Source organism: Rhizobium sp. USDA 3886 (genome assembly GCF_056279785.1).
This window is the reverse complement of the sequence record NZ_JBWCDC010000002.1, coordinates 23832-45098: the sequence shown is the minus strand read 5'-3', so window position 1 is coordinate 45098 and position 21267 is coordinate 23832. Positions and strand designations below refer to the sequence as shown.

Genomic DNA, 21267 nt, shown 5'->3' with positions numbered 1-21267 from the left:
CCGCCGTGGCCTGGCCTCGGTGGAGCTGATTTCCGAGGGCTGCTTTGCTCACCGACTCCGGCCGACAGCTCGCGGAGCTTTGCCGAGAACGGCACCAGATCGTCGAATCCTTCCTGTGGTCCAACGGTGTATCGCCCCAAACGGCGCATCGACGCGGAGGGATGGCGCATCATGCCAGCGCGGAGACGCTCGAGGCGTTCAAGAACTTTCTCCCCCGCTCCAACGATCCTTCCCCATGTTCCGTTTCGATCGCGGTCCATCTCGCCTCGGTTTGTTTTTTGCAAGTGGAAGAAGCTCGGACCGATCGTCGGCACGCCGTCGCGTCTCTTCGTGGGCGGTCCTCCAGCGGAGGACAAGAGGGCACTGCCCTTTGGAACCTTGCGGGCTGTAGCAAGTTAGCTTCTCGTCAACGGCGAGGATCGCAAATGCACACGCAAATCGGGTTGACCAGAGAGGATGTGGCCGGCTTTGAAGAAGCCCCCGACGGCTCACGTATTCTCTTGGCCGACATCGCCTATCTCAAGCTCTCAATCGTCAACGCAATTTTTTGTGGCAGTCCAACAGCAGGTGACGGCAGCTGGGTCTTGGTCGATACAGGGCTGCCGACTTCAGCCGAAACTATCGCGCAGACAGCAGAACGGAGATTTTCTGCTCGCTCACGCCCTGAGGCGATTGTCCTCACGCACGGCCATTTTGATCACTCCGGTTCGGCTGAAACGCTTGCCGCGCGCTGGGACGTACCCGTCTATGCGCATCCCCTTGAGCATCCCTATCTTAATGGCGGCGCTAGCTATCCGCCGGCGGATCCATGGGTCGGTGGAGGTACTTTCTCGCTTCTGTCGCCGCTCTTCCCGCGCAAACCAATCGATCTCGGCGACAGGCTAAAATCGCTCCCGAGCGATGGCAGCGTGCCCGGCATACCAGAGTGGTCGTGGATTCATACGCCTGGACACGCTCCGGGTCATATTTCTCTCTGGCGGGAGCGAGATCGAACGCTGATTGCGGGAGATGCGGTGATTACGACTGGCCAGGAGTCAGCCTACGAGGTTCTGACCCAGACGCCGGAAATGCACGGACCGCCGCGATATTTCACGATCGACTGGCTTGCCGCCGAAGCGTCGGTAACAGCACTTGCCCGGCTGGAACCCGAGAGAATAATTTCAGGGCACGGGCCGCCGCTTTCCGGGCCCAATATGCGGTCCGCGTTATGGAAGCTGTCGGATAATTTCCAGCAGGTGGCGGTACCGCGAGAGGGAAAATACGTGGCAAAGCGCGCGGCCGCCGACGATGATTCCGCCTACCGCTCGCCCTGAAGACCTGCCGCAGGGCTTCGGCGAAAATAAGCCGGTGCCGGGTGATTACTCTGCGACCTCCAGCCGAAGCATTGCGTTCGCCGAGGAGCGGCCGGTGGCGCTTGTCCGGAGCATGCTTTTCGAATGGCTGCGCCCGTCCAATCCGCTCGGTCAACTGCCAACACTTCGCTCATGACGTGTCCATGAAAGGCATGTGAATACTCGTTTTCCCGTCTCCTCCTTTGCCGCCGATCTGCAGAGGGTGGATCTCTCGGCGGCTGCGGCGGCTGCATTGATTTCCGCGGGCAGATCGGGATCAATCGAAGCCAATGAGACGGCGTGCATTTTCTCATCAAAGGCGGCGCTTTTTTGCACCTCAGCGGGAACATCTTGAAGCTCCGCTTGTTTACTGTCATGTCGCGCGGCGGGTCTTCCATATTCCACGGACGGCCTCAGCCCCTTTGCTAGTGCTGCCGCACGATCGCCGCTGTCGCGGACCATAAGCGTGAGCACGTGACATTCGGCGCGACAGGGCCTGTTCCGAACGAACGAACAGGTCCTGTCGTTCGGACTGAGGCCCCAAAATGATCGGTACTTGCATCCAGCCGCAATACCGCCCGAAGCGGCCCTCAATGCGCGTGAAGGACGCGCGCCAACGCTTGAAGCCGTGCTGCCGGACACTGTCATGCGGCAGGAACATGCAGCTGCGCAGCTCTCTCGATCCGGCTTTGATGTCAGAAAAGAAAAGCTTGCCGAATGAAGACTTGGTCGGGCAGCGTACAGTTCGAGTCCGGGCATCTTATATGTCTTGATTCTAAATTAGACTTCGGTATCGTCCTCCTTTCGCAATATGGGAGGAGTTACACATGGAACGTGTGGAGCCGAAGAAAACGGATACCGGACCAACAACCAGGGTGTGGTCGGTGCGGGAATATTCGAAACGGCACCAGATTGGCGAAACGGAACAGGCTCGATTGCTTCAGTTGTTTGGCCCATTCGCGACCGCATGCGAGCTTATGTACAATGCAAAGCGGAATCCGAAGTGGCGTTAATGCCTCGCCGAAGTGGCACGCGGACTCAAGCAGTTTTGCAAAAAGGCCGACATGACAACAAACCACTTTAGATGAACGAAGTTGCGACAAGCCCGAGGCTTGCGGAAAAGACCGCCGCCGTCGTCACCCAGGCCATCACGTTCATCGCTCGGGAATTCACCTGCTTACCCATGATGTTCCTGTTGTTTGTCATCAGCACGATCAGGAGCAGAAGCGGCGGCGTCGAAAATCCCTGTACAATACCCGCCCAGACCAGGGCTTTCATCGGGTTGAAGCCGAGGAAGTTCATGCCGACGGCAACAAGCGTGATCACGCCGATGACGAGATAGAACCTCGGAGCCTGACGCGCCGTTGCGTGCAAGGTACCCTTGATACCAACTGACTGCGCGAAATCATATGCGGCGCCGGTGGTCATGACGGGCACTGCGAGGAAACCAACCGATATGACGCCTGCCGCGAATAGAAATCCAGCCGCATTTCCGGCAATCGGCTTTAACGCCTCAGCAGCCTGTGCAGCGGTCTCTATCTCCGTTTGGCCATTGGCATGCAAAGTTGCGCCTGTCGCCAGAATAATGAAATACATGATCAGATTGGAAAATGTCATGCCAATCCAGATATCGCGCTGAGACCGGCGCAATTCTTTGTCGCTCGCGCCCTTGCGCTGGTTCAGCGTTGTTTTGCCGTCCGCAATTTGGTCTTCGACTTCCTCGTTTGACTGCCATGCATAAAGATAGGCAGACAGCGTCGTCCCGATTATCGCGACGACGATGGACAGGAATTCCTTACTGAATTCGATCGAAGGAACGACGGTGCCCCTCAAAACCGCGAAGAGATCCGGCTTTGCTAGAAAAGCGGCAGCGGCATAAGCAAGCAGCGACAACGCCAGCCAGCGGAAAATACTTCTGATGAGCGTATAGGAGCCGAATATCTGCAATGCGAAGATCAAGGCCGCTACGGCCGCCGCAATTATCGGCACCGGCAGCGGCACGAAGAGGCCCGATCGCCGCCGCCATGCCACCGAGATCTGCCGCGGCCTCGATCGCGTTGCCAATCACCACGCCGGCCAAAACACCCCAAAGCAGCCAGCGGGGGTAGAAGTCATGGATCGCCTGAAACAATCCTCTCCCGGAGACCTGCCCGAGCTTGGATGAGAGATAGACGACCGTGAACATCATTGGCAGCGTGATCGGTGCTGTCCATAAGATATCAAGCCCAAAACGCGCACCAGCACTGGCATAGGTGCCGATAGCAGACGGATCGTCATCCGCCGCGCCTGAAATTATGCCGCGTCCGAGTGATCCTCCTACCGCCATCGACCTTCCTCGTTCGCCGCGGGCGGAGGATCGTAGTTCATCGTGGTTTAGCTCGCGTTTTAAGAACGCGCCCGCATCGTTTGACGCTTTCATACGCGATCATCAGAGGGCACACGAAGCCTCTGGTACGGATACCATGACCGCTGTCCTCGTGGTGGGCATCATGACCGAGGCGTAGCGTCAGATAACCGTGGCGGATGACAAATGTTCCCTGTCGCTGTTAGCCCGGTCCAAGGCGGACGGGCGCCTCGGCCTCGAATTCAACCGCCTTCGTCTCGCAGCGTCGGGTGTCATCTGCGTCGATGCACCGCCCCGTACCTGTCGTAAAGCTTGTTTACCGCAACCTCCCCAGGGATCGGCACATAGGCGAACAAATGCATTCCGCGAGAGTTCGGAGGATAAAGCTGATACCGTGAGGAGTTGGAAATGGTCGTAATTCATTTAGACGACGCCAGGAATGAACCGGACGCGGATCTGATAAAACATGACGGCACAGGCCGCAGCTTTTATAAGTTTGCCTGCGAATTCGAGATGGACGGGCGGGCTTGGGCAGTAGCCTTTTGGGCGCATTCGCAAGGCGACGCCGAACATCGCGTCGAGGCAATGAAGCGCAGCCTGCGTTGCCTCGGTCAGATCTACAGCGAAGGCGAGATGTAGTGAACAGGCCCGCTCAATTTTTCACGTAGCTGGCGAAGCTCTCCGCCGGCGGTAACATTCCTGCCCCGGCGGCAGGTTCCTGCGGCCCCACCGGGTCTCTCTTGCCGTGGTAGGGGTCCAACGGCCTGATCACGTTGATTGCTGCCGTTGAGTCGCGCCACACTCAATGAAACGGCAAGGATAATGTGGGTAAATATCCACTGAAGATGTTTCCGTTCGAAATGTCGTGCGCGATTGTTACGCCCGGGGCGTGAACCTTGCCACTATTGAAGCGACGAGACCTTGCACTACCCTTTATTGGGTCGGCCGCTCTGGGGCGAATCGCAACAGTTCCTGATGCCCGCCATTCACGGAAACCTACGAATGAAGGACTTCTTCAAGATTGGAAAGGCAACTCTTTTGCTGAAGAGACCTTTTTTGCGCGGGACGCTGTCCGGTGCGCCTTTGGACGATCCTGCAAGCGAACTACTGCGGACATTCGGAAAGGCGATTGACCGTCGCGACAACGTGAAGCGCAAAGGTGAGGATCCTGTCATAATCAAAGAGAATGATGATATTTGCGCCGAGCTGGAGCTCGAACTCATCGTGGTGCTTCGCGCGCTAAGGCAACGAGAGCTGCGGCAACGGTCGAGCCAGTAAGGCGACCGGAATTTAATGGTTGTTGTTTATCGGCAAGCGTCTTTGTTGCACTAAGGCTATAGCCTGATTTTCGGCAGCGGCTTTCTGGCCGGGCCGTGGATGACTGATCCGTCCGCGGCGAAAATCGAGCCGTGGCAAGGGCAGTCCCATGTGCGATCCGCGTTATTCCAAGTGAGCGTACAGCCCTTATGCGTGCAGGACGCGGACAAGGTATGGATCAGGCCGGCATCGTCTCGCCAAGCTGCAATCTTCTCCTGCCCGCGCACAAGCACGCCGCCTTGCCTAGCCTCAATTTCGTCCAGGCTCCGGACGATCGATTGGCTGTCGCCGCTCTTGTGGAAATCTTTCGGATAGGGTCTTGTCGGGTCGTAGAGCCTTGCCCAGGCATTGGGATGGCCGGCAATTAAATCGGCGATTAACATACCGACAGCCGTGCCATTGCTGATCCCCCAAGCGTTGAAGCCGGTGGCGATGTAGAAGCCTGGGGCGCTCGTCGGGTCGGGCTCGCCGCCGTATGGAACCCGGTCTGCCGTGTCGTAGTCCTCGTTGCACCAGCGCCAAAGCGCCTCGCCAACGCGCAGGTTGGCACGCACCCAACGTTCAAGCTCCACGAATCGCGCCGCCACATCGCCGTCCTGACCCGTTCTGAAATGGGGGCCTAGCGCCACCAGCAGCGGTCCTTGCGCGTCGCGGCCGGTCCGCAGCGAGCGCGATGGTTCTTCGACGGTAATGAACATGCCGTCGATCAAGGCAGCATCGTCGAGGCGGAAGGCCATGGCAACGTGGCTTCTCGGCTGCGTGCGGTGCGACATGCCTACGGGACTCTTGACCGTCATGTTTGTTGCTACAACGACATTTTCGGCGTGCACCGTGCCACCGTCGGTGACCACGCGCCAGCGGCTCGCCTCACCAATGAGCCGTGCGCGACTATTTTCGAAAATCTTGCCGCCTCGCGCGGTTACGACCGCGGAGAGTCCGGTCAGATATCGGGCGGGATTGAACTGCGCCTGGTTTGGGAAGCGGAGTGCGGCGGCGGTTTCGAAAGGCAGGGGCGCGCGGTCGAGCACCTCCGCCTGAAGACCGAGGCTTCGCGCGGCCTCCGCCTCGACCTTGATAAGGGCGGAAGTCGCGGGATCCTGCGTATACGCATAGGCTGACTTAGCCTCGAGATTGCAGTCAATGCCGTGTTCTGCAATCCAGCCCTTGATGCAATCTGCCCCTGCGCTGTTGGCTTCGGCGTAGGCGCGGGCATGCTCAAGGCCGATCGTATCGATCAGGTGACGATAGATGAGCCGATGCTGCGTGGTGATCTTAGCCGTTGATCGGCCAGTAACCTGCCTTCCCACACGCAATCCTTCGATCACGATTACGGAACGTCCCGCCTCAAGCAGCCGCAGGGCCGTTGTGAGACCCACGATGCCTGCGCCCACAACAACCGTTTCGGCATGAATGGAAGCGTCGAGAGGAGGATAGGTCATGGCTCCGGCTGTTTCCGTCCAGCAGCAGCCTGATTTTCCCGAGAGCATGCCCATCGGCTCAGGCCTTGGCGCGGATGCCGATGAGCTCGACTTGCGAAATTACATCCCGGGCCTGTTTGTGGGATGTCCGTGCTTTCTTGTTGAACGCCTGGTTTTCAAAGGCCAATATCATCGATTTTCTCCAATGTTGCTCAATTGGGCTGTCCGTCTAACCCGGCAGTGCGCCAACGGTTCCGGGACGGCGCACAAGGTCTTGCAGTCTAATTTGACGGAACGGTCTCCAACGGACCGGCGCCGGCGCAATTCTCGCTGCTCGACGCGTTGTCAACATCGCGCTCGGGGCGATACTCACTGAGGGGCAGTTCCGAGTTGCCGCCATCGATCTTCCGGGCATCGGGGGCTCGGTCGCGCCGCTGCCCAACGCCGATAAACGAACCCTCGCGAGTTACGTCGACCGTCTCATCAAGGCGGCCCGATTCGAGGACGTGACGGTGATCGGTCATGATATCGGCGGCCAGATCGTCTATGCCTATCTCCGAGCTTTTCCGAACGCCGTTTCCCGGGCCGCCATTCTGCCGGGCGTGCCGCCGTGGGATAAGGTGATCCGAAATCCCCGCCTCTGGCACTTCGCCTTCCACGCGGTTCCGGACTTGCCGGAGCGATTGGTCGCCGGGCGTCAGCAGGAGTATTTCGACTTCTTCTTCGAGGCGATCTCGGCCCGTCCCGCCGCTGTTTCACAAGATGCCCGCCGCCGCTATGCGCACTCCTATGCCACGCCGTCAAGTCTCAAGGCCGGTTTCGATTGGTACCGGGGATTTCCGAGGATGAGAATGACAATTCCTCGCGTGGCAGCTCCCCGACGCCGGTGCTGTATGTGCGAGGCGAGGCTGAGGGTGGTGAATTTCAGGCTTATCTCAAAGGATTGCGAGGCGCCGACCTTGCTGACCTGACAGACGCGCTGATACCGGATTGCGGTCATTTCTCGCCGGAAGAGCAACCGGGCGCTCTCGCCGAGGCCCTGCGCGACTTCATCGCGGCGTCCGGTTGATTTACGATCTACGCGGTCAGAGGCCGCCACAGGTGCGCGCCTGCGCGGCGCCGTTGTGCCGGATACCGGACATTGGCTGCCGGACGAAAACCCGGCTTTCGTCCCGCAGCAGCTCTTGGCCTTCTTGGGTGACGGCGCAACTGGAAGCACGAAATAGTTTTGGGAGCGAAGCGCGCGGGCGCGGATGCGCAGAAGAACTAAATAAGCAGACTGAGCTCCTCATGTGAAGGGGCGCGGCCACCTCGCATGTAACATTGAAGAGATCGCACGCTCGCTCGCAAGGCCAGCGAAATGGGAGGATGGCGCTCCTGCAGGATGTCCTGCGCAGCGCATTGTCGAGCACTTGCCGACAGCCGCGGCGATAGCTGGGCCGGTGACTTGAATAAAGTCATCACAACCATCATCTGAATGCGGATTTAAATCTGTCGAACTGACAGCCTCTCGCTTGTTTTGCGGCCGCTGCCGGTCCTCAACGCGACGCATCCTGCGGAGTTTTTCATGGGCTTCATTGATCGCGACATCCAGCCGTCTTCAGACACCGGTTGCTGGATGCCTATTCCCTATCGGTGTCTTCCTCAGTCGATCTTGTCGGTCCCGCGGTCAGCCGAATCGAAAGAATCGGTGACCGTGCCGGTCATGGCTCAGGCTTTGCAATTTCGCCAGATGGTCTTGTCGTCACCAACAACCATGTCGTGGGTGACACCAAGAACATCCTGATCACAACGCCGGAAGGAGCAGTCATCGAGGGCAGGGTGCTCGGGCGCGACGCTGACACGGACCTCGCTTTGATCCGCGCGAACGACTGGTCAGGTGTCTGGGCGAAATTGGGAGACTCAAAAAGTCTAAAGCGGGGTCATATCGCCATAGCAATCGGCAATCCTCTGGGCTTTGAATGGACGGTTACGGCAGGAATCATATCTGCGCTGGGCCGGTCAATGCGCGCTGCCAGTGGTCGTTTGATGGAGGACATCATCCAAACTGACGCGGCGCTCAATCCCGGTAATTCCGGCGGCCCTCTGGTATCGTCTGCGGGTGAGGTGATCGGCGTTAACACGGCCGTGATCCAGGGCGCGCAAAGCATCGCATTCGCAGTGGCGTCGAATACAGCAAAGCATGTAGTCTCTGAGCTTCTGCGTTTCGGTCATGTTCGCAGAGCCTATATTGGCATTGCCGCGGACACCGTCGAGCTGCATCGAAGGATAGCCTTGGAAGCGGGCATGGCACAGACTACGGCGGTCCGACTTCGCCGCGTGGAGCCGGGCAGCCCCGCCGAGAAGGCAGGGCTGCAAGAGGGCGACTATCTCCTGTCGATCGACCGCCTTCCGGTTTCCGGCATTGATGACGTCGTGAGATTGATGGATGGAGAGAGGATCGATACCGACAGTGATTTCCTGATCTTCTCGGTCGCAGGACGGATAGAAAGCCGTACCGTAAGACCGCAGCGCCGGCATGAATAGCGCGCAAGGCGGCGAGTTCTGTCCAAGTGAAGCCGAGTTCGATCTTCGATAGGATTCGCGATCTCCCGTGCTGGGCTGATCACGGCCGGACGCAACTTGGCGAAATGAAACGTCATGGCAGCAGTTGCGGCTCTGTCGATACCGGAGCAGTGGATGAAAGCAGTAATCGCTCGATTACACGGCCGGGTGGACGCGGTCGAGGATATCGAAGGCCGGCGCCAAATGTTGGCGGTCGACCTGGCCAACCGTGAGAGGCACTCGAGTTGGAAGGACTTCCTGGCCAAGCTGAAGCAGCGCCATCTGCACGGCTGGAATTCGTCGTCTCGGACGATCATGCCGGATTGAAGAAGGCGATCGCCGTCGCTGCCCCCATCTTCGTTACCTTCATGACCGACACTGTTCAGCATACTTAAGCTTCGACTCTGCTATCGATGATAACGCCGCCGAGATTGTCGCTGCGCGACAGCCTGAAACGAGCGACGCCCGGCCAGCGTCAATTGCGATGCCACAGTCGCCGACGACACCACCGAATTCCCATCCAGATGTCGCACTATAATCTGGATAGCAACGGTTCTCACGGCGCCCCTTTGTACCCCACCAGCTTGAAGCATTTCCCAATCCTCAATGTGGTGCAGTCGATCATGCGCCGCTAGCCAGTCCCAAAGGCCGGGCGAACCCGGCCTCGACGTGGTGATAGACTAGTGCCGGTACTGGCGACCGTTAGAGCAGGCGTACAGAAGTAAGCGCCTGCCGCATTTCAGCGCTTCTTCCGAGCCCGTTGATCTCACCCGGGTGTTCGACGGCTCCCAAGGAACCGAGTATCTGCCGTGAACGTTGAGGATGTACGTCGGGACTTGGAAAACGAAATGGCAAAACAAAATGGCCGTCCCCTCCTCAACCACGGTGCGGCAGACCTGCCGTCCGTCACGGTGGATTGCTACAATCTCGAACTCCGCGACGAGAGTGGTTTCATAGGCGATCGCGCCAACAAGCGGGCTTTCCGACAGAAACTTGAAGATTGGCGCCAACGCATTCGCAAGGGCGGCGATGACCCGTTTGGTGATACAGCGACCGAAGAACTGTCAAAAAAGCAGATCGACGCCTTGCTGAATGGCGAGGATAGGGAAGCCTCGGCATTGATCATGGGGGCAATCGAAGATTTCGCTGCGGAAATTGCCTATGTGCTGCAACGGTTTCTCAGTGAAGATGGCTGGAACGGCACACAGCGTATCGCCGTCGGAGGGGGTCTGAAAGAGAGCGTCTTCTGTGAGCTCGCAATCGCGCGGGCGATGATTAGATTGAAGAGCGAGGGGCTAACAATCGATGTCGTGCCTATTGTCCACCATCCTGACGAGGCAGGGCTGCTCGGCTCGGCGCACCTGATGCATTCTTGGATGCTAGACGGGTATGACGGCATCCTCGCAGTCGACATCGGAGGGTCAAATATTCGAGCAGGCGTCGTGGAAACCCGACTCTCCGTTCGCCGGGACCTGTCACAAGCTCGAATCTGGAAATGCTGCATCTGGCGATATGGCGAAGACTGCAAGAGCCGTAAAGCGGCCATCGAAAAGCTGGTGAAGATGCTGATCAAGCTAATAAACAGGGCGGAGAAGCGGCATTTCTCGTTGGCGCCGGTCATCGGCGTGGCATGTCCCGGAGTCATCGAAGCGGATGGCTCCATCGTACGTGGCGGCCAGAATCTTCCGGGCGGCAATTGGGAGGGCAGACGATTCAATCTGCCTCGCGAGCTGATGGAGGCCATTCCGATCATCGGCGAACATGACACGCTGGTGGTGATGCACAATGACGGCGTCGTCCAGGGTCTCTCGCAGGTTCCGGTCATGCAAGACGTCGCACATTGGTCAACCGTTACGATCGGAACCGGTTTCGGAAATGTTCGCTTTACGAACCGGACATCAGCCACATCCGGAAAAACCAAGGCCTGAGGCGGTTTAGTCCTATTGCGATGGGCGCTTGTGCTGCGCGTCCGTTAAATGACCAGGTGGCTCAAGCTGTCCTCATCCGTCGTGCCGTCCTGGTATAAATGGATTATTTGGATCGCCAAATGATCGCGGTCGTAGTCGCTCGTGATACGCTTTGCCGCACACACACGATCGAATACCCGCTGGCAGATGGCAACGTCTACTTCTTGCATTGGCTTCTCGCTCGCACTGATACGCACTTGTAACATCACATGGACCTATTCTGAGATCGAAAGGGGAGACTGGCAAGGCCGCAAAGAACCGCCGGCGCGGGCCAGGTGTCATTTGCGAGAGGAAACCGGCTCAAGGGGAGGAGCCAGAGCCGGTTGCCGATAGGATGCGACAAGGCCCGTCTCTTGAGGGAGGAGGCGAGCCCGGCCGCACTTAGCACAACGGAGTGATTCTCAGCCCCCGTTGCACTGGGCGGATCGTACAGTGCAAGACAGGGCCGTCGATTCCGTCATGACGAGATCACCACGCGATCCGTCTGTTAAACATGCAGCACGATCGAAAGTTCCCTGTGCGAAAGCGTGCAAAGAATTCTGCGCCTGGAAGGTATGAGCGATACTGATGCCGCAAAATTGGCGCTTCGGCGGCCTTGCCACTGGCATAACGATCGTCTTGCTGCGCGTGATCGCCCTGACTTTTCGCACTTTACCTTCGGCGTTCGTCCTGGCGCAGATGCCGTTGGTCTCGCATAGACGCCAACTCCAACCATTAATACGCCCGCGGGGGATGGAGAGACGAAATGACTATCGCGTCGCCTTGCATTGGATGATCTTGTCGGCGCCTTCAGCAGTCGCAACGATCGCTTCTTCGATTTCGAGACAAAGGCCTACAGGGAAATTCCCATAGGCGTCGAGTATGGCAATCGCTGTTCCCGCGGCGTTTGGATTTTCGCAAACCAACTCCGAGGTCGGCCCATGCTCATTATCTTCGGTGGTCTGCCCGGCAGTGGAAAGCGGAGTCCGGTCCTATTTGCCCTTCGGCGGAACTGCCACCTGCTGGAAATTACTTGCCGCAAGACATTCCCGGGTGCACGACATCAAGCGGCCAGATTTCAATGGAACCATCGCAACGGTTGGAGTGTTAGATATCAGATCCGCGTAGCGGGGGCTGTCAACTCCAGTTCACACCGCCACCTGCTAGAGCGATCGTCCGAGTGCCGCAGGATTACGGTCCCTCCACGCTGCGGCACGTGATGCGACAGGCCTCGCCTTTCTTCTCAGTCTGGCGGCGCTTGCCGCATCTGTATACGCCCAGCTGATGCTTCCGACATGAATCTCCATCCAATCGGACGGCCATGCGATCAGTCAGTGACGTCGTAAAGAGACCAGGTGGATGGCCCCGCCAGGAAAGGGCAGCCGTCTAAGAGACTATCCGCATGCAGGGCTGCGTGCGGCGCTATTGTTTCCCTCTCTGAGACAGGGGCATTAACATGAGAGCGAAGGAGAAAGGATAATGCGCCGAGCCGCAAGAATTCCTGATGTCATTTCACACGACGAACATATCGTCACCGCCAAGGAGGCGTTGGAGGGTCTCTATCTGAAGCTCGAGCAGGAGTTGGAAGTGCGTTTAGTCGCGGCCGCGTTGCGCGCCGGTTGGCAGGCTGACGAAGCCATGGAGGCGATCGCTCAGCTTCGCAACGAGGACTTGGCGAACTTTGAAGCACGCAGCCGGCCGCGAGCGGAGGAAAACAACCGCCATCGGATTTGATGCCGTTGGCTCAGGTTCACAGTTTGAGGCCGCGGCCCGTTGTCAAGACAATGCCCCCACCGGCTGGGCATCTCCGCCGGAAGAGTAACGGCCGAGTTTTCGCCACCCAAGCATGCTTATTCCGAAACCTCGCTTTGCTTACCGATCAAGCGCGCATAGTCTGCAAATTCCGGGTTTTCACCTCTTTCCGCGGCCTCGTTGGCCAGAAGCAGAAGCCGGATCGGGAAAACCACACTTTTTCGGTTGGAATCGGACAGCTGAGGCAAGTTACCCGCGCTGACACCTGCTTCCGCCTCAGTCAGCGCGGCGCAAACATCTGAGTGGCTGATGATGCCCTTTTCGACCATCATTTTATTCATTGCTACCAGGGCCATGTAGAGCCCCTCTAACTGCAGATTGGCGGTATTCAAATCGGTCCCTTTCAGTCAGAGTTGAACTTATACCATAGGTTTCCTGGTCCGACGTACCCGGCGAGATTTGCAGGGATTTTCACCCTGGCTTCGCATCAGAAGAACCGACCAAGCCGATGTTCCGCCAGAACGGCCGCAGACTTTGGTCTGCAACGCCGCTTGTCCCAGATTTCACTTATTGAAGGACAGCCATCTTCACAGCAAAGGAGGAGCGATGGAGCTGAGTGATTTAATCCAGCGCCAAAATGGAGATGGTTTTGCGCCGCGTCTAAGAGGGCGACGGATGCATAATAATCAGAATTTCAGGGCAGTGTGCGCTTTCGCACAAACTCCGTGTCGATCGGAACACATTTTTTCATCGATCATTTTCCAATTACCAAATGGAGAATGAAACCGTGAATTCACAACCCATTCGGCCCACGCCACAAGAGCAAATTGTTTCCCTTGTTCCTGCACTTCGAGCCTTCGCTCGCCAATTTGTTCGCAATGGGAGTGACATTGATGATCTCGTGCAGGAGGCTGTCGCCAAAGCACTGGCGCACGTAGACCGGTTCGAGCCTCGCGGCCCCGACGCGATGAAATCGTGGCTGTTTACCATCATGCGCAACACTTTCCTCACGCAGTGCAAATCTCAGAAGCGTTCGCCTATCGGCTCGGTCGATGATCTGGCCAGCTTAGACGTGCCCGTTCACTCGAATCAGGAAATCGCGCTGTTTGCGAACGACGTCCGGGCGGCCCTGAAGAACCTCCCTGTGAAACACCGAAAGGCTCTTATCTATATTGCTTGGGGGCTAAGTTACGAGGAAGCAGCCGGTCTCTGCGGCTGTGAGATCGGTACGATAAAAAGCCGTGTCAATCGCGCCCGCGGTCATCTCGCTGCCCGCCTCAACGGCGCAAATGTCTCTCCAGATACGCGAGGATCACCGATAAGAAAGTCTTAAGTTTCCTTTGGCGCAACGGCTGGGGCATTGGTTTCTTCAGCGCCAATCCAAAAATGTCATCCTTGTTGCGGCGGCGTTGGCGGGCGAAGATGCGCATTGAACCAATCCGTAGCGTGCCGGACCACTTCATCGAGGGTACCGGTTTCTTCAAAAAGATGGCTCGCGCAAGGGATCGGTTCATTGCCGGCATCTCCGTGAAGTATGGGCCGCTTGCCATGATCACCAGATTTGGTTTTCCGGGTCGCATATATCATTCGCGCCGCGGCTGCCGGCCCAAGCCGATGAAGAGACAATAGAGCCAAATGGCGCCTGATCTGACCCACTGGCAAACCTCAGAAGTGCAAGCTTCCTTTCCGGAGTCGGGAACAATTGTCCGGTCGGGTGGTTCGTCAAATGTTCTAAGCAAAAAGGACGGAAAAATGATAGACAGCAGCAAGAAGCATATCGGTCGCGGCTCGCAAGGCAAGGGCGACGCATCAGGGGCCGCTTCGACGGTTGACGATGAGCGCCTCGGTGAAAACATGGTCCTGTCAAACCGTGATAAGGCCCAGCACTCAAAAACGCGTGGTCTCGACAGCAAGAACATCAAAACCGAGCAATATCAAGATCATGCCGCTAACCGCCGGCCAGCAAAGCGATCTTAGTGCGATCGCGCGGACCAAGCTCGCGAAAGCCATAAGGAGGCAATGATGGTAGGTAAGAAGACTCACGAACAGCAGCTTCGCGTCATCGAAAAGCGGGAGAATACTGCCAATGCCGACAAGGATTTTGACGCAGCGGCGGACCTGAAGAAGACCGAGGCTGCGAAGAAGGCGTATCGCAAGGGCCAAAGTATCGGGCCGTCGCCTGAAATCCAGGAAGACGACCGCAGCGTGCTTCGTGGTCGCAATCAGGAAAGCCCGCACCGAAAGCGCGGTGGCGCGTAGCGGGCAAAGCACGTTCGGCCGCTGTGACAATCCATACAAGGCGGAGGAAGAATCATGAAAGTGCGCGAAGTGATGACGCTGGGTGTCCGGCTGGTCACCCCGGAGCAGACGATACAGGAAGCAGCAAGGCTCATGGCCGAACTCGACTCTGGTGTCGTGCCGGTGACGGAAAATGGCCGGCTCGTCGGCATTTTGACAGATCGCGACATCACGGTGCGCGCTGTCGCTGAGGGCTGGGGCCCCGAGGCGAAGGTCGGCGGTATCATGACGTCGAAGGTCAGATACTGCTTTGATGATCAAGACACGGAGGAGGTCTGCCAGTATCTCGCCGATCATCAGATTAGGCGGATTCCAGTCGTCGAGCGAAGCAAGGTCCTTGTCGGCATCCTCTCCCTCGGCGACCTGGCCCGAGCTGCAGGGAATCGCTCAGCAGGTGCCGCGTTGGCAGGCATATCGCGGCACGGCGGCGAGCACTCGCAGTCGAGCGGCCCAGGTCACTAGCGACGGCAGCGTGTTGCGGCAGGCTGGCCGCGTGCGATTAGCTCTCACCTTCAATACGAGCAATCTGTTCGGCCCGGATTATGTCGGCGGCGCCTTCGCCTATTGAGGCGAGGATTACGCCCGCAAATCCGGCAATATGAAAAAATCCCCCACCACGTCATTCACCTTCCGATCCACGGCGATGGATTCGGCAACTGCGGCAATACCGATGACGGCAGGCGCTTCGCATCGGCCACGAACCGGCGCGGATGCCGCCGCCGGAGACGGAGGAATGCTATGCTATCCCCGAACTGAGCCAGCAACAGGTATGGATCCGGCAAGCAAGGTCGCGAGGCACGCCAATGAAGCCTGCAGGAGCTTCGACTGATATTTTCGCTGTTGTCCGGAGCGGCGGGAAGGCGCGCCTTGGAGTACCGACTGCAGCGGACTACCGCTTGTAGATAGCATCAAGAAGCCGCGCGACAGCGATGAGATGCTCTGATTGCGGATCGAACCGGCGGCTTTCGGCCAGCCTCCAGGCCCAGTCGGCTGCGGCACGCCCGCCCCAATCATCGGGCGGTGCCGTCAAGAGGGCCTTATGCGTTCCCTCATATTGTTCAGCGACGAAATCATAGAACGAACCGTCGATATTGCGGAATTCCGCACCGCCCTTGGTGCCGTAAAAGCAGGCGCCGATCACCGCATCGCGACCGGCCTGCAGACGCCAGGAACACGTCAGCCGCAATACTGCGCCGGTTGCAACGTCGATGGTAGCCACCGCGAAATCTTCGACCTCGCAACTGTTGTTGCCGATGGGCTTACCTTTGCTGTAAAGCCTCGCGGAAACGTGCTCAACCTCAGGAAAATCGAACGCCCAAAGCGCGAGATCGGCGAGATGTACGCCGAGATCCATGACGCAACCGCCGCCGGATAGCGATTTGTCGTAGAACCATGGCTTATCGGGACCATAGGCGTTGTGGAAAGTGAGGTCCGCGGCAAAAATCTCGCCAAGCGTGCCGCTGCGGACAAGATTGCGAATCTCCTGCATGGCGGCGGTGTGGCGATAAGAGAGATCGACGCCGAGCAGGCGATCGGCGCGGCGAGCGGCCTCGATCACGGCCGTGACTTCCTCAGTGCTCCGCCCGAGCGGCTTCTGACAGAAGACTGCCACACCGCGCTCCAATGCCTCGATCGATTGTTCGGCATGCAGCGCACTCGGTGTGGCGATGACGATACCATCCAGATCTAGATCGAGAAGCCCGTCCAAGGAGGCCGCGACCTTAGCCGATGGCGCGGATTTCAGCGCGTCTTCGATTGCGCCGGATGAAGGATCGGCGATTGCTGCCGCGTCAGCGAGGCCTGTTTTCAGGATCGCCTCCATCCGGTGGCGGCCGATCCATCCGAGGCCGAGAAAGCCCAATCGCGGGCGGCGCGTATTCAAAGTGGGCGTCGGGCGAGAGATTGACCGGTTCACGGGTAGATCACCAAGGCCTTCAGGAAGCCGTCTGGGCGATCGCGCGTCGCGTTAAGTGCCTCGTTGAGCCGTTCGAGCGGAAACCTGTGAGTATAAAGGGGTAGGGGATCAAGTTTGCCTTTCGCCACCGCCTCCACGGCATCGCGTATGCCTTGAATGTAAATGGCTGGATCGCGTTCATGAGCGTTGATGACATCGAGGCCGCGCCAGTTCCAAAGCTGCATGTTGACCTGCCGTACGCCGTCCTGGTGATAACCGGCGATGATCAATCTGCCGCGTTCCCGCGTCAGTTCGGCAGCGAGATCGAGCGGCCATTGTTTGCCGACGGCTTCAATGACGCAATCGCAGAAGCGGCCATCGGTCAGTTGGCGCACCTCGTCAATGATTTGGCGGTGATCCTCCATTGGGATGGTATCGGTTGCTCCCAACCGACGTGCAAGTTCAAGCGAAAAGGGGCGCCGGGAAATAGCGATCACGGAGGCACCCGCCGAAACTGCAAGCTGGGTCAGCAATGCCCCAAGAAAGCCAATACCGATGATACCGACGGTCTGCCCGCCCTTAATGCCGCTGCGCTTGAAGATATTCATGGCACAGGCGAGTGGTTCGCCCGGAAAAGGCTGGCCATCGAGTTCGCTTGGCAGGCGCACCACTGCGTCGCTATCGCCAAAATCGTGGGTAGCATAGGCATGATAGGTGAGGGCCGCCACGCGATCGCCGGTGACAAGGCCGTCGACGCCGGCGCCAACGGCATCGATCACACCCCAGCCTTCGTGACCGAGACCGCCAGGTTCGGTCGGGAACTGCATCCATTCGGCTCCTGCCCATGGCGTTAGGTTTGAAGCGCAGACGCCGCAGCCTTCAAGCCTTATCCTCACTTGTCCATGACCCGGGTCTGCCAACGCAACACGCTGCACCTTCAGTTTGCCCGGCCCAGTCACCACCGCCGCCTGCATGAACCGGGTGTGTTCTGGTGTCGCTGCATCCATTGTCCGTCCACCTTTTCTCGGGAATAGCGCCACAAACCGACAGCCATGGCGTTAACTCCGAAAGAGACTTCCGGTTCCGACAAGACGCGGAAGGTCGGTGACGCTCCGACGTTTCGTGGCATCCGACAACCGCGCAGCGCCATAGAGGGTTGATGTCAATGAAGAAGAAGACATTAAAGACGACAAAGATGACATTGATGAAGGAACTTTCGCCGTGTGGCTCAGTTCGACACAGGTCAACCTATTGATCCACATAGCTTCAGGTGAACGATGCCAAAAGTTCTCATTACTGGAGGGTGCGGCTTTATCGGCCGATATGTCGCCCAAGAGTTGCTTGAACGGGGATATGATCTTCGCATACTCGACGCTCTGATCGATCAGGTGCATGGAAATGCCGGACCTGCCATGTCGACGGAAGCCGAAATTGTCCGCGCCGACGTTCGCGACAAGGCAGCAGTCCGACAGGCTCTCGATGAGATCGACTATGTGATCCATCTTGCGGCGGAAGTCGGCGTCGGCCAATCCATGTACGAGATCGTCCGCTATGTCGGCAGCAATGATCTCGGAACAGCAACGCTTCTCGAAGCGATGATCGGCATGCGGGTCAGGCGCGTCATTGTCGCTTCGTCAATGAGCGTTTACGGCGAGGGCCTCTATGAAACGAGGGACGGGCGGCGCCTCGGCTTCGTCCGCCGCAAAGGTGCCGAGGTCAAGGCCGGACAGTGGGACCCGCTCGGTCCGGACGGCGAGCCGCTCGTTCCGGTCGCCACCGACGAGGAGAAGCAGGTCGATCTCGCCTCCATCTATGCACTGACGAAGTTCGCGCAGGAGCGACAGGTTTTGATCTTCGGCGAGGCTTATGGTGTGGAAACCACCGCGTTGCGCCTGTTCAATGTTTTCGGTGCCGGCCAGGCGCTGTCGAATCCCTATACCGGCGTGCTTGCGAATTTCGCCTCACGGCTTTCAAACCGGCAGCCGCCGATGATCTTCGAGGACGGCAGGCAGCGGCGCGACTTCGTTCATGTGCGCGACATTGCTCGTGCCTTCCGGCTTGCGCTCGAACAACCTCGGGCGCCAGGACAGGTCATCAATGTCGGCAGCGGCCTCGCCTATACCATCACCGAAGTCGCGGCGCTGCTTGCAGAGGCAATGGGCGTGCCTGAAATCACGCCGGACATCATGGGCAAGGCCCGTTCGGGCGATATTCGCAATTGCTTTGCCGACATTTCCAAAGCGCGTGAACTGCTCGGATTCGATCCGCAATACCGTCTTGAGAATTCACTCGGCAGCTTTGCCGAATGGGTACGCGGAGCCGGCGCGATCGACAGGGGCGCGGAGATGAAACGGCAACTCGAAGAACGGGGGCTCGTATCATGAGATCAAGTCGTCGGTCGATCCGTCAGCGGCAATATGGTTTCGTGGAATGGTTCCGTCCCGGCGAGTACGAGCGTACGGAAACGGTGCTGCCGGATATCCTCGCCGCTGGCGCAAGCTATCTTCGCACGCATCTCTCATGGGCCGAGTATCTCGCGCCCGGCGGCAAGGAATGGTTCGATTGGCTGCTTCCGAAGATCGGCAGGGAAATCGACCTTCTTCCCTGCATACACTACACGCCACCCTCGCTTTCTCGAACCGGCCGGTCTTCCGGCGCGCCGCGCGTGCTCAAGGACTATGCTGATTTCGTCGATCATGTGCTGACCCGCTACGGTCGCCATTTCCGCCACATCGAGCTCTGGAACGAGCCAAACAACCTGCTCGACTGGGACTGGCGGGAGGATTCCGATTTCAGGCTTTTCTGCGAGATGGTCGGCGCAGCCGCCTATTGGGCGAAACATCGCGGATGGTCGCCGATCCTTGGCGGACCGTGCCCTTTCGACCCATACTGGCTGAACCTGATGGGTGAACGCGGTGTGCTCAACGTCGTTTCGGCGGTCGGCTTCCACGGCTTTCCCGGCACGTGGGACAGCGAAGCAAGTACCTGGGGCGGTTGGGACCTGCATCTCGGCGAAATGCGCGCGATCCTCGACCGTCACAACAAGGATGCCGAAATCTGGATCACCGAGACCGGCTATTCCACCTGGCGCAATGATGAGATGGAGCAGGCCCGCCGTTTCGTGACGGCACTGAGCGTGCCGGCCGACCGGATGTATTGGTACGGCTGGCGGGACGTGCCGCCGGACGTTCCCGTGCAGGAAGGCCTCTGGTTCGATCCGCGCCACTATCATCTCGGCGCCGTCGACGCCAACAACCAGCCGAAGCTGCTTGCCCGCCTTTTGACGGAAGGCGGTATCAAACGGCTTGAAGAAGTGACGCGGCTGACGACCCCGTCGCTTGCAAGCGGGGCGGCGCCGATCGTCATCGCCGGAGGCTGTGGCTTCATCGGCTGCAATGTCGCAGACAGCTTTTTAAGGCAACATGAGGATGTCATCGTTCTCGACAATCTGAGCAGGCCCGGTGTCGACCAGAACCTGCGCTGGCTGAAAGATAATCATGGCGACCGCGTGCACCCGGTGCTCGCCGACGTGCGTGATCTGCGCGGCATCGAACCTGCGTTTGCTGATGCCAAAGCCGTATTCCATTTTGCGGCCCAAACGGCGGTAACGACCAGCCTGCTGCAGCCGATCGATGATTTCGAAGCCAATGCACGCGGCACGATCAACGTGCTGGAGGCGGTGCGCAGTGCAGGCCGCAATGCTGCTGTGATCTTTGCCAGCACCAACAAGGTCTACGGCAACCTCGAAGACATGCAGATGGTCGCTCTCGACGATCGCTATATCCCACTCGACGAAACCATCCGCGCGCATGGCATCAGCGAGGAGCACAAGCTCGATTTCTGTACGCCATACGGTTGCTCGAAGGGAGTAGCCGATCAATATGTGTTGGACTATGCGAAATCATACGGTCTTCCGACAGCCGTGTTGCGGATGAGCTGCATTTACGGGCCACGGCAGTTCGGCACGGAGGACCAAGGTTGGGTTGCGCATTTCCTGATCCGCGCGCTTCAGGGCGAGGCGATCTCCATCTATGGCGACGGCAAGCAGGTTCGCGACATTCTTCACGTCAATGATGCCGTCGCCGCCTATCGTGCAGCGCTTGCATCCATCGACCGGATCAAGGGCCATGCCTTCAACCTCGGCGGCGGTCCGCACAATTCTGTCAGCATCCAGATAGTGCTTCGCGAAATCGAACACCTTGCAGGTCGGTCGCTTCACACATCGCATAGCGATTGGCGTGCCGGCGACCAGCTTTTCTTCGTCGCTGACACGCGCGCACTTCAAAAGGTATCGGGCTGGAAGGCGCAAATAAAGTGGCGCGCCGGCATTCGCGACTTGCATGAATGGCTCATCGGAAACCGCTTTGGTGGGGGCTTGGCGCAGGCACGGAGAGTGATGGCATGACCTACCCCGCAAATGAAA

General features: G+C 58.5%; 18 protein-coding genes and 3 pseudogenes. 14 read left to right on the top strand and 7 right to left on the bottom strand.

All coding sequences use genetic code 11. The annotated features are described in order from the left end of the window. The first annotated feature begins 425 nt into the window (after positions 1 to 425). On the top strand, positions 426 to 1313 hold the full coding sequence (locus ACZ9BX_RS20350) for an MBL fold metallo-hydrolase (protein ID WP_165928316.1): 888 nt from the start codon (positions 426 to 428) through the stop codon (positions 1311 to 1313). A 1098-nt stretch (positions 1314 to 2411) separates the two neighbouring features. Here ACZ9BX_RS20350 and ACZ9BX_RS20345 read toward each other — a convergent pair. Together ACZ9BX_RS20345 and ACZ9BX_RS20340 are read right to left on the bottom strand one after the other, a co-directional pair. Next, positions 2412 to 3395: an NRAMP family divalent metal transporter gene (locus ACZ9BX_RS20345; protein ID WP_281029753.1), complete on the bottom strand. Its 984-nt coding sequence runs from the start codon at positions 3393 to 3395 to the stop codon at positions 2412 to 2414. Positions 3396 to 3402: 7 nt separating this feature from the next. After that, positions 3403 to 3657 (bottom strand): annotated as a pseudogene (locus ACZ9BX_RS20340) (divalent metal cation transporter); the annotation flags it as partial. A 426-nt stretch (positions 3658 to 4083) separates the two neighbouring features. Between ACZ9BX_RS20340 and ACZ9BX_RS20335 the strand changes: the two are divergent. Both ACZ9BX_RS20335 and ACZ9BX_RS20330 read left to right on the top strand, forming a co-directional pair. After that, positions 4084 to 4314, top strand: coding sequence for a hypothetical protein (locus ACZ9BX_RS20335; RefSeq protein ID WP_087001696.1), 231 nt, complete (start codon positions 4084 to 4086; stop codon positions 4312 to 4314). Positions 4315 to 4677: 363 nt separating this feature from the next. Then, entirely contained in the window at positions 4678 to 4953 is a 276-nt protein-coding gene (locus ACZ9BX_RS20330) for a hypothetical protein (RefSeq protein WP_087001697.1), read from the top strand. Between the two features lie 56 nt (positions 4954 to 5009). Here ACZ9BX_RS20330 and ACZ9BX_RS20325 read toward each other — a convergent pair whose 3' ends face one another. Next, positions 5010 to 6485: an FAD-dependent oxidoreductase gene (locus tag ACZ9BX_RS20325; RefSeq protein ID WP_087001698.1), complete on the bottom strand. Its 1476-nt coding sequence runs from the start codon at positions 6483 to 6485 to the stop codon at positions 5010 to 5012. Between the two features lie 206 nt (positions 6486 to 6691). Continuing rightward, entirely contained in the window at positions 6692 to 6934 is a 243-nt protein-coding gene (locus ACZ9BX_RS20320) for a hypothetical protein (protein WP_244564635.1), read from the bottom strand. Between ACZ9BX_RS20320 and ACZ9BX_RS20315 the strand changes: the two genes are divergently transcribed. The 5 genes and pseudogenes from ACZ9BX_RS20315 (at position 6824) to ACZ9BX_RS20295 (ending at position 12634) form a co-directional block, all read left to right on the top strand. Then, complete coding sequence (locus tag ACZ9BX_RS20315; RefSeq protein ID WP_244564636.1) at positions 6824 to 7381, top strand: alpha/beta fold hydrolase; 558 nt, start codon at positions 6824 to 6826, stop codon at positions 7379 to 7381. The genes ACZ9BX_RS20320 and ACZ9BX_RS20315 overlap by 111 nt on opposite strands. A gap of 596 nt (positions 7382 to 7977) precedes the next feature. Beyond that, positions 7978 to 8936 (top strand): annotated as a pseudogene (locus ACZ9BX_RS20310) (S1C family serine protease). 201 nt (positions 8937 to 9137) lie between these two features. Beyond that, a pseudogene (locus ACZ9BX_RS20305) lies at positions 9138 to 9293 on the top strand (transposase); the annotation flags it as partial. A gap of 509 nt (positions 9294 to 9802) precedes the next feature. Continuing rightward, positions 9803 to 10882: an ROK family protein gene (locus ACZ9BX_RS20300; RefSeq protein ID WP_132568357.1), complete on the top strand. Its 1080-nt coding sequence runs from the start codon at positions 9803 to 9805 to the stop codon at positions 10880 to 10882. Between the two features lie 1497 nt (positions 10883 to 12379). Beyond that, positions 12380 to 12634 carry a hypothetical protein gene (locus ACZ9BX_RS20295; protein WP_132568359.1) on the top strand — a complete coding sequence of 85 codons (255 nt, stop codon included), beginning with the start codon at positions 12380 to 12382 and terminating at the stop codon, positions 12632 to 12634. A gap of 116 nt (positions 12635 to 12750) precedes the next feature. Here the strand turns inward: ACZ9BX_RS20295 and ACZ9BX_RS20290 are convergent, their stop codons facing one another. Next, positions 12751 to 13044 (bottom strand): hypothetical protein, encoded by a 294-nt coding sequence (locus ACZ9BX_RS20290; RefSeq protein ID WP_087006277.1) that lies wholly within the window; start codon positions 13042 to 13044, stop codon positions 12751 to 12753. Positions 13045 to 13439: 395 nt separating this feature from the next. Between ACZ9BX_RS20290 and ACZ9BX_RS20285 the strand changes: the two genes are divergently transcribed. From ACZ9BX_RS20285 to ACZ9BX_RS20270, 4 genes are all read left to right on the top strand, one after another. Continuing rightward, on the top strand, positions 13440 to 13985 hold the full coding sequence (locus tag ACZ9BX_RS20285; RefSeq protein ID WP_245505933.1) for a sigma-70 family RNA polymerase sigma factor: 546 nt from the start codon (positions 13440 to 13442) through the stop codon (positions 13983 to 13985). A gap of 419 nt (positions 13986 to 14404) precedes the next feature. Beyond that, entirely contained in the window at positions 14405 to 14629 is a 225-nt protein-coding gene (locus ACZ9BX_RS20280) for a hypothetical protein (protein WP_132568362.1), read from the top strand. Positions 14630 to 14674: 45 nt separating this feature from the next. Continuing rightward, on the top strand, positions 14675 to 14911 hold the full coding sequence (locus ACZ9BX_RS20275) for a hypothetical protein (protein WP_132568361.1): 237 nt from the start codon (positions 14675 to 14677) through the stop codon (positions 14909 to 14911). 54 nt (positions 14912 to 14965) lie between these two features. Next, complete coding sequence (locus tag ACZ9BX_RS20270; RefSeq protein ID WP_087003815.1) at positions 14966 to 15412, top strand: CBS domain-containing protein; 447 nt, start codon at positions 14966 to 14968, stop codon at positions 15410 to 15412. A gap of 427 nt (positions 15413 to 15839) precedes the next feature. Here the strand turns inward: ACZ9BX_RS20270 and ACZ9BX_RS20265 are convergent, their stop codons facing one another. After that, positions 15840 to 16865, bottom strand: coding sequence for a Gfo/Idh/MocA family protein (locus tag ACZ9BX_RS20265; protein ID WP_280173984.1), 1026 nt, complete (start codon positions 16863 to 16865; stop codon positions 15840 to 15842). Further along, positions 16862 to 17851, bottom strand: coding sequence for an MDR/zinc-dependent alcohol dehydrogenase-like family protein (locus ACZ9BX_RS20260; protein ID WP_087003818.1), 990 nt, complete (start codon positions 17849 to 17851; stop codon positions 16862 to 16864). The genes ACZ9BX_RS20265 and ACZ9BX_RS20260 overlap by 4 nt, the downstream gene beginning before the upstream one ends. A 270-nt stretch (positions 17852 to 18121) precedes the next feature. On the opposite strand from ACZ9BX_RS20260, the gene ACZ9BX_RS20255 reads away from it, so the two are divergent. Beyond that, a complete protein-coding gene (locus ACZ9BX_RS20255) occupies positions 18122 to 19228 on the top strand; it encodes an NAD-dependent epimerase/dehydratase family protein (RefSeq protein ID WP_087003821.1) in 1107 nt (368 codons plus the stop codon). Beyond that, the gene (locus ACZ9BX_RS20250) at positions 19225 to 21249 is read left to right on the top strand and encodes an NAD-dependent epimerase/dehydratase family protein (protein WP_087003824.1); all 2025 of its coding nucleotides are present in this window, start codon (positions 19225 to 19227) and stop codon (positions 21247 to 21249) included. The genes ACZ9BX_RS20255 and ACZ9BX_RS20250 overlap by 4 nt, the downstream gene beginning before the upstream one ends. Positions 21250 to 21267: the final 18 nt, after the last annotated feature.

Bases quoted from the DNA above. Each gene is read 5' to 3' on its own strand.
- ACZ9BX_RS20350 (WP_165928316.1), top strand. From the start codon at position 426: ATGCACACGCAAATCGGGTTGACCAGAGAGGATGTGGCCGGCTTTGAA.
- ACZ9BX_RS20335 (WP_087001696.1), top strand. From the start codon at position 4,084: ATGGTCGTAATTCATTTAGACGACGCCAGGAATGAACCGGACGCGGAT.
- ACZ9BX_RS20330 (WP_087001697.1), top strand. From the start codon at position 4,678: ATGAAGGACTTCTTCAAGATTGGAAAGGCAACTCTTTTGCTGAAGAGA.
- ACZ9BX_RS20325 (WP_087001698.1), bottom strand. From the start codon at position 6,485: ATGGGCATGCTCTCGGGAAAATCAGGCTGCTGCTGGACGGAAACAGCC.
- ACZ9BX_RS20320 (WP_244564635.1), bottom strand. From the start codon at position 6,934: ATGACCGATCACCGTCACGTCCTCGAATCGGGCCGCCTTGATGAGACG.
- ACZ9BX_RS20300 (WP_132568357.1), top strand. From the start codon at position 9,803: ATGGCAAAACAAAATGGCCGTCCCCTCCTCAACCACGGTGCGGCAGAC.
- ACZ9BX_RS20295 (WP_132568359.1), top strand. From the start codon at position 12,380: ATGCGCCGAGCCGCAAGAATTCCTGATGTCATTTCACACGACGAACAT.
- ACZ9BX_RS20280 (WP_132568362.1), top strand. From the start codon at position 14,405: ATGATAGACAGCAGCAAGAAGCATATCGGTCGCGGCTCGCAAGGCAAG.
- ACZ9BX_RS20275 (WP_132568361.1), top strand. From the start codon at position 14,675: ATGGTAGGTAAGAAGACTCACGAACAGCAGCTTCGCGTCATCGAAAAG.
- ACZ9BX_RS20270 (WP_087003815.1), top strand. From the start codon at position 14,966: ATGAAAGTGCGCGAAGTGATGACGCTGGGTGTCCGGCTGGTCACCCCG.
- ACZ9BX_RS20260 (WP_087003818.1), bottom strand. From the start codon at position 17,851: ATGGATGCAGCGACACCAGAACACACCCGGTTCATGCAGGCGGCGGTG.
- ACZ9BX_RS20255 (WP_087003821.1), top strand. From the start codon at position 18,122: ATGCCAAAAGTTCTCATTACTGGAGGGTGCGGCTTTATCGGCCGATAT.
- ACZ9BX_RS20250 (WP_087003824.1), top strand. From the start codon at position 19,225: ATGAGATCAAGTCGTCGGTCGATCCGTCAGCGGCAATATGGTTTCGTG.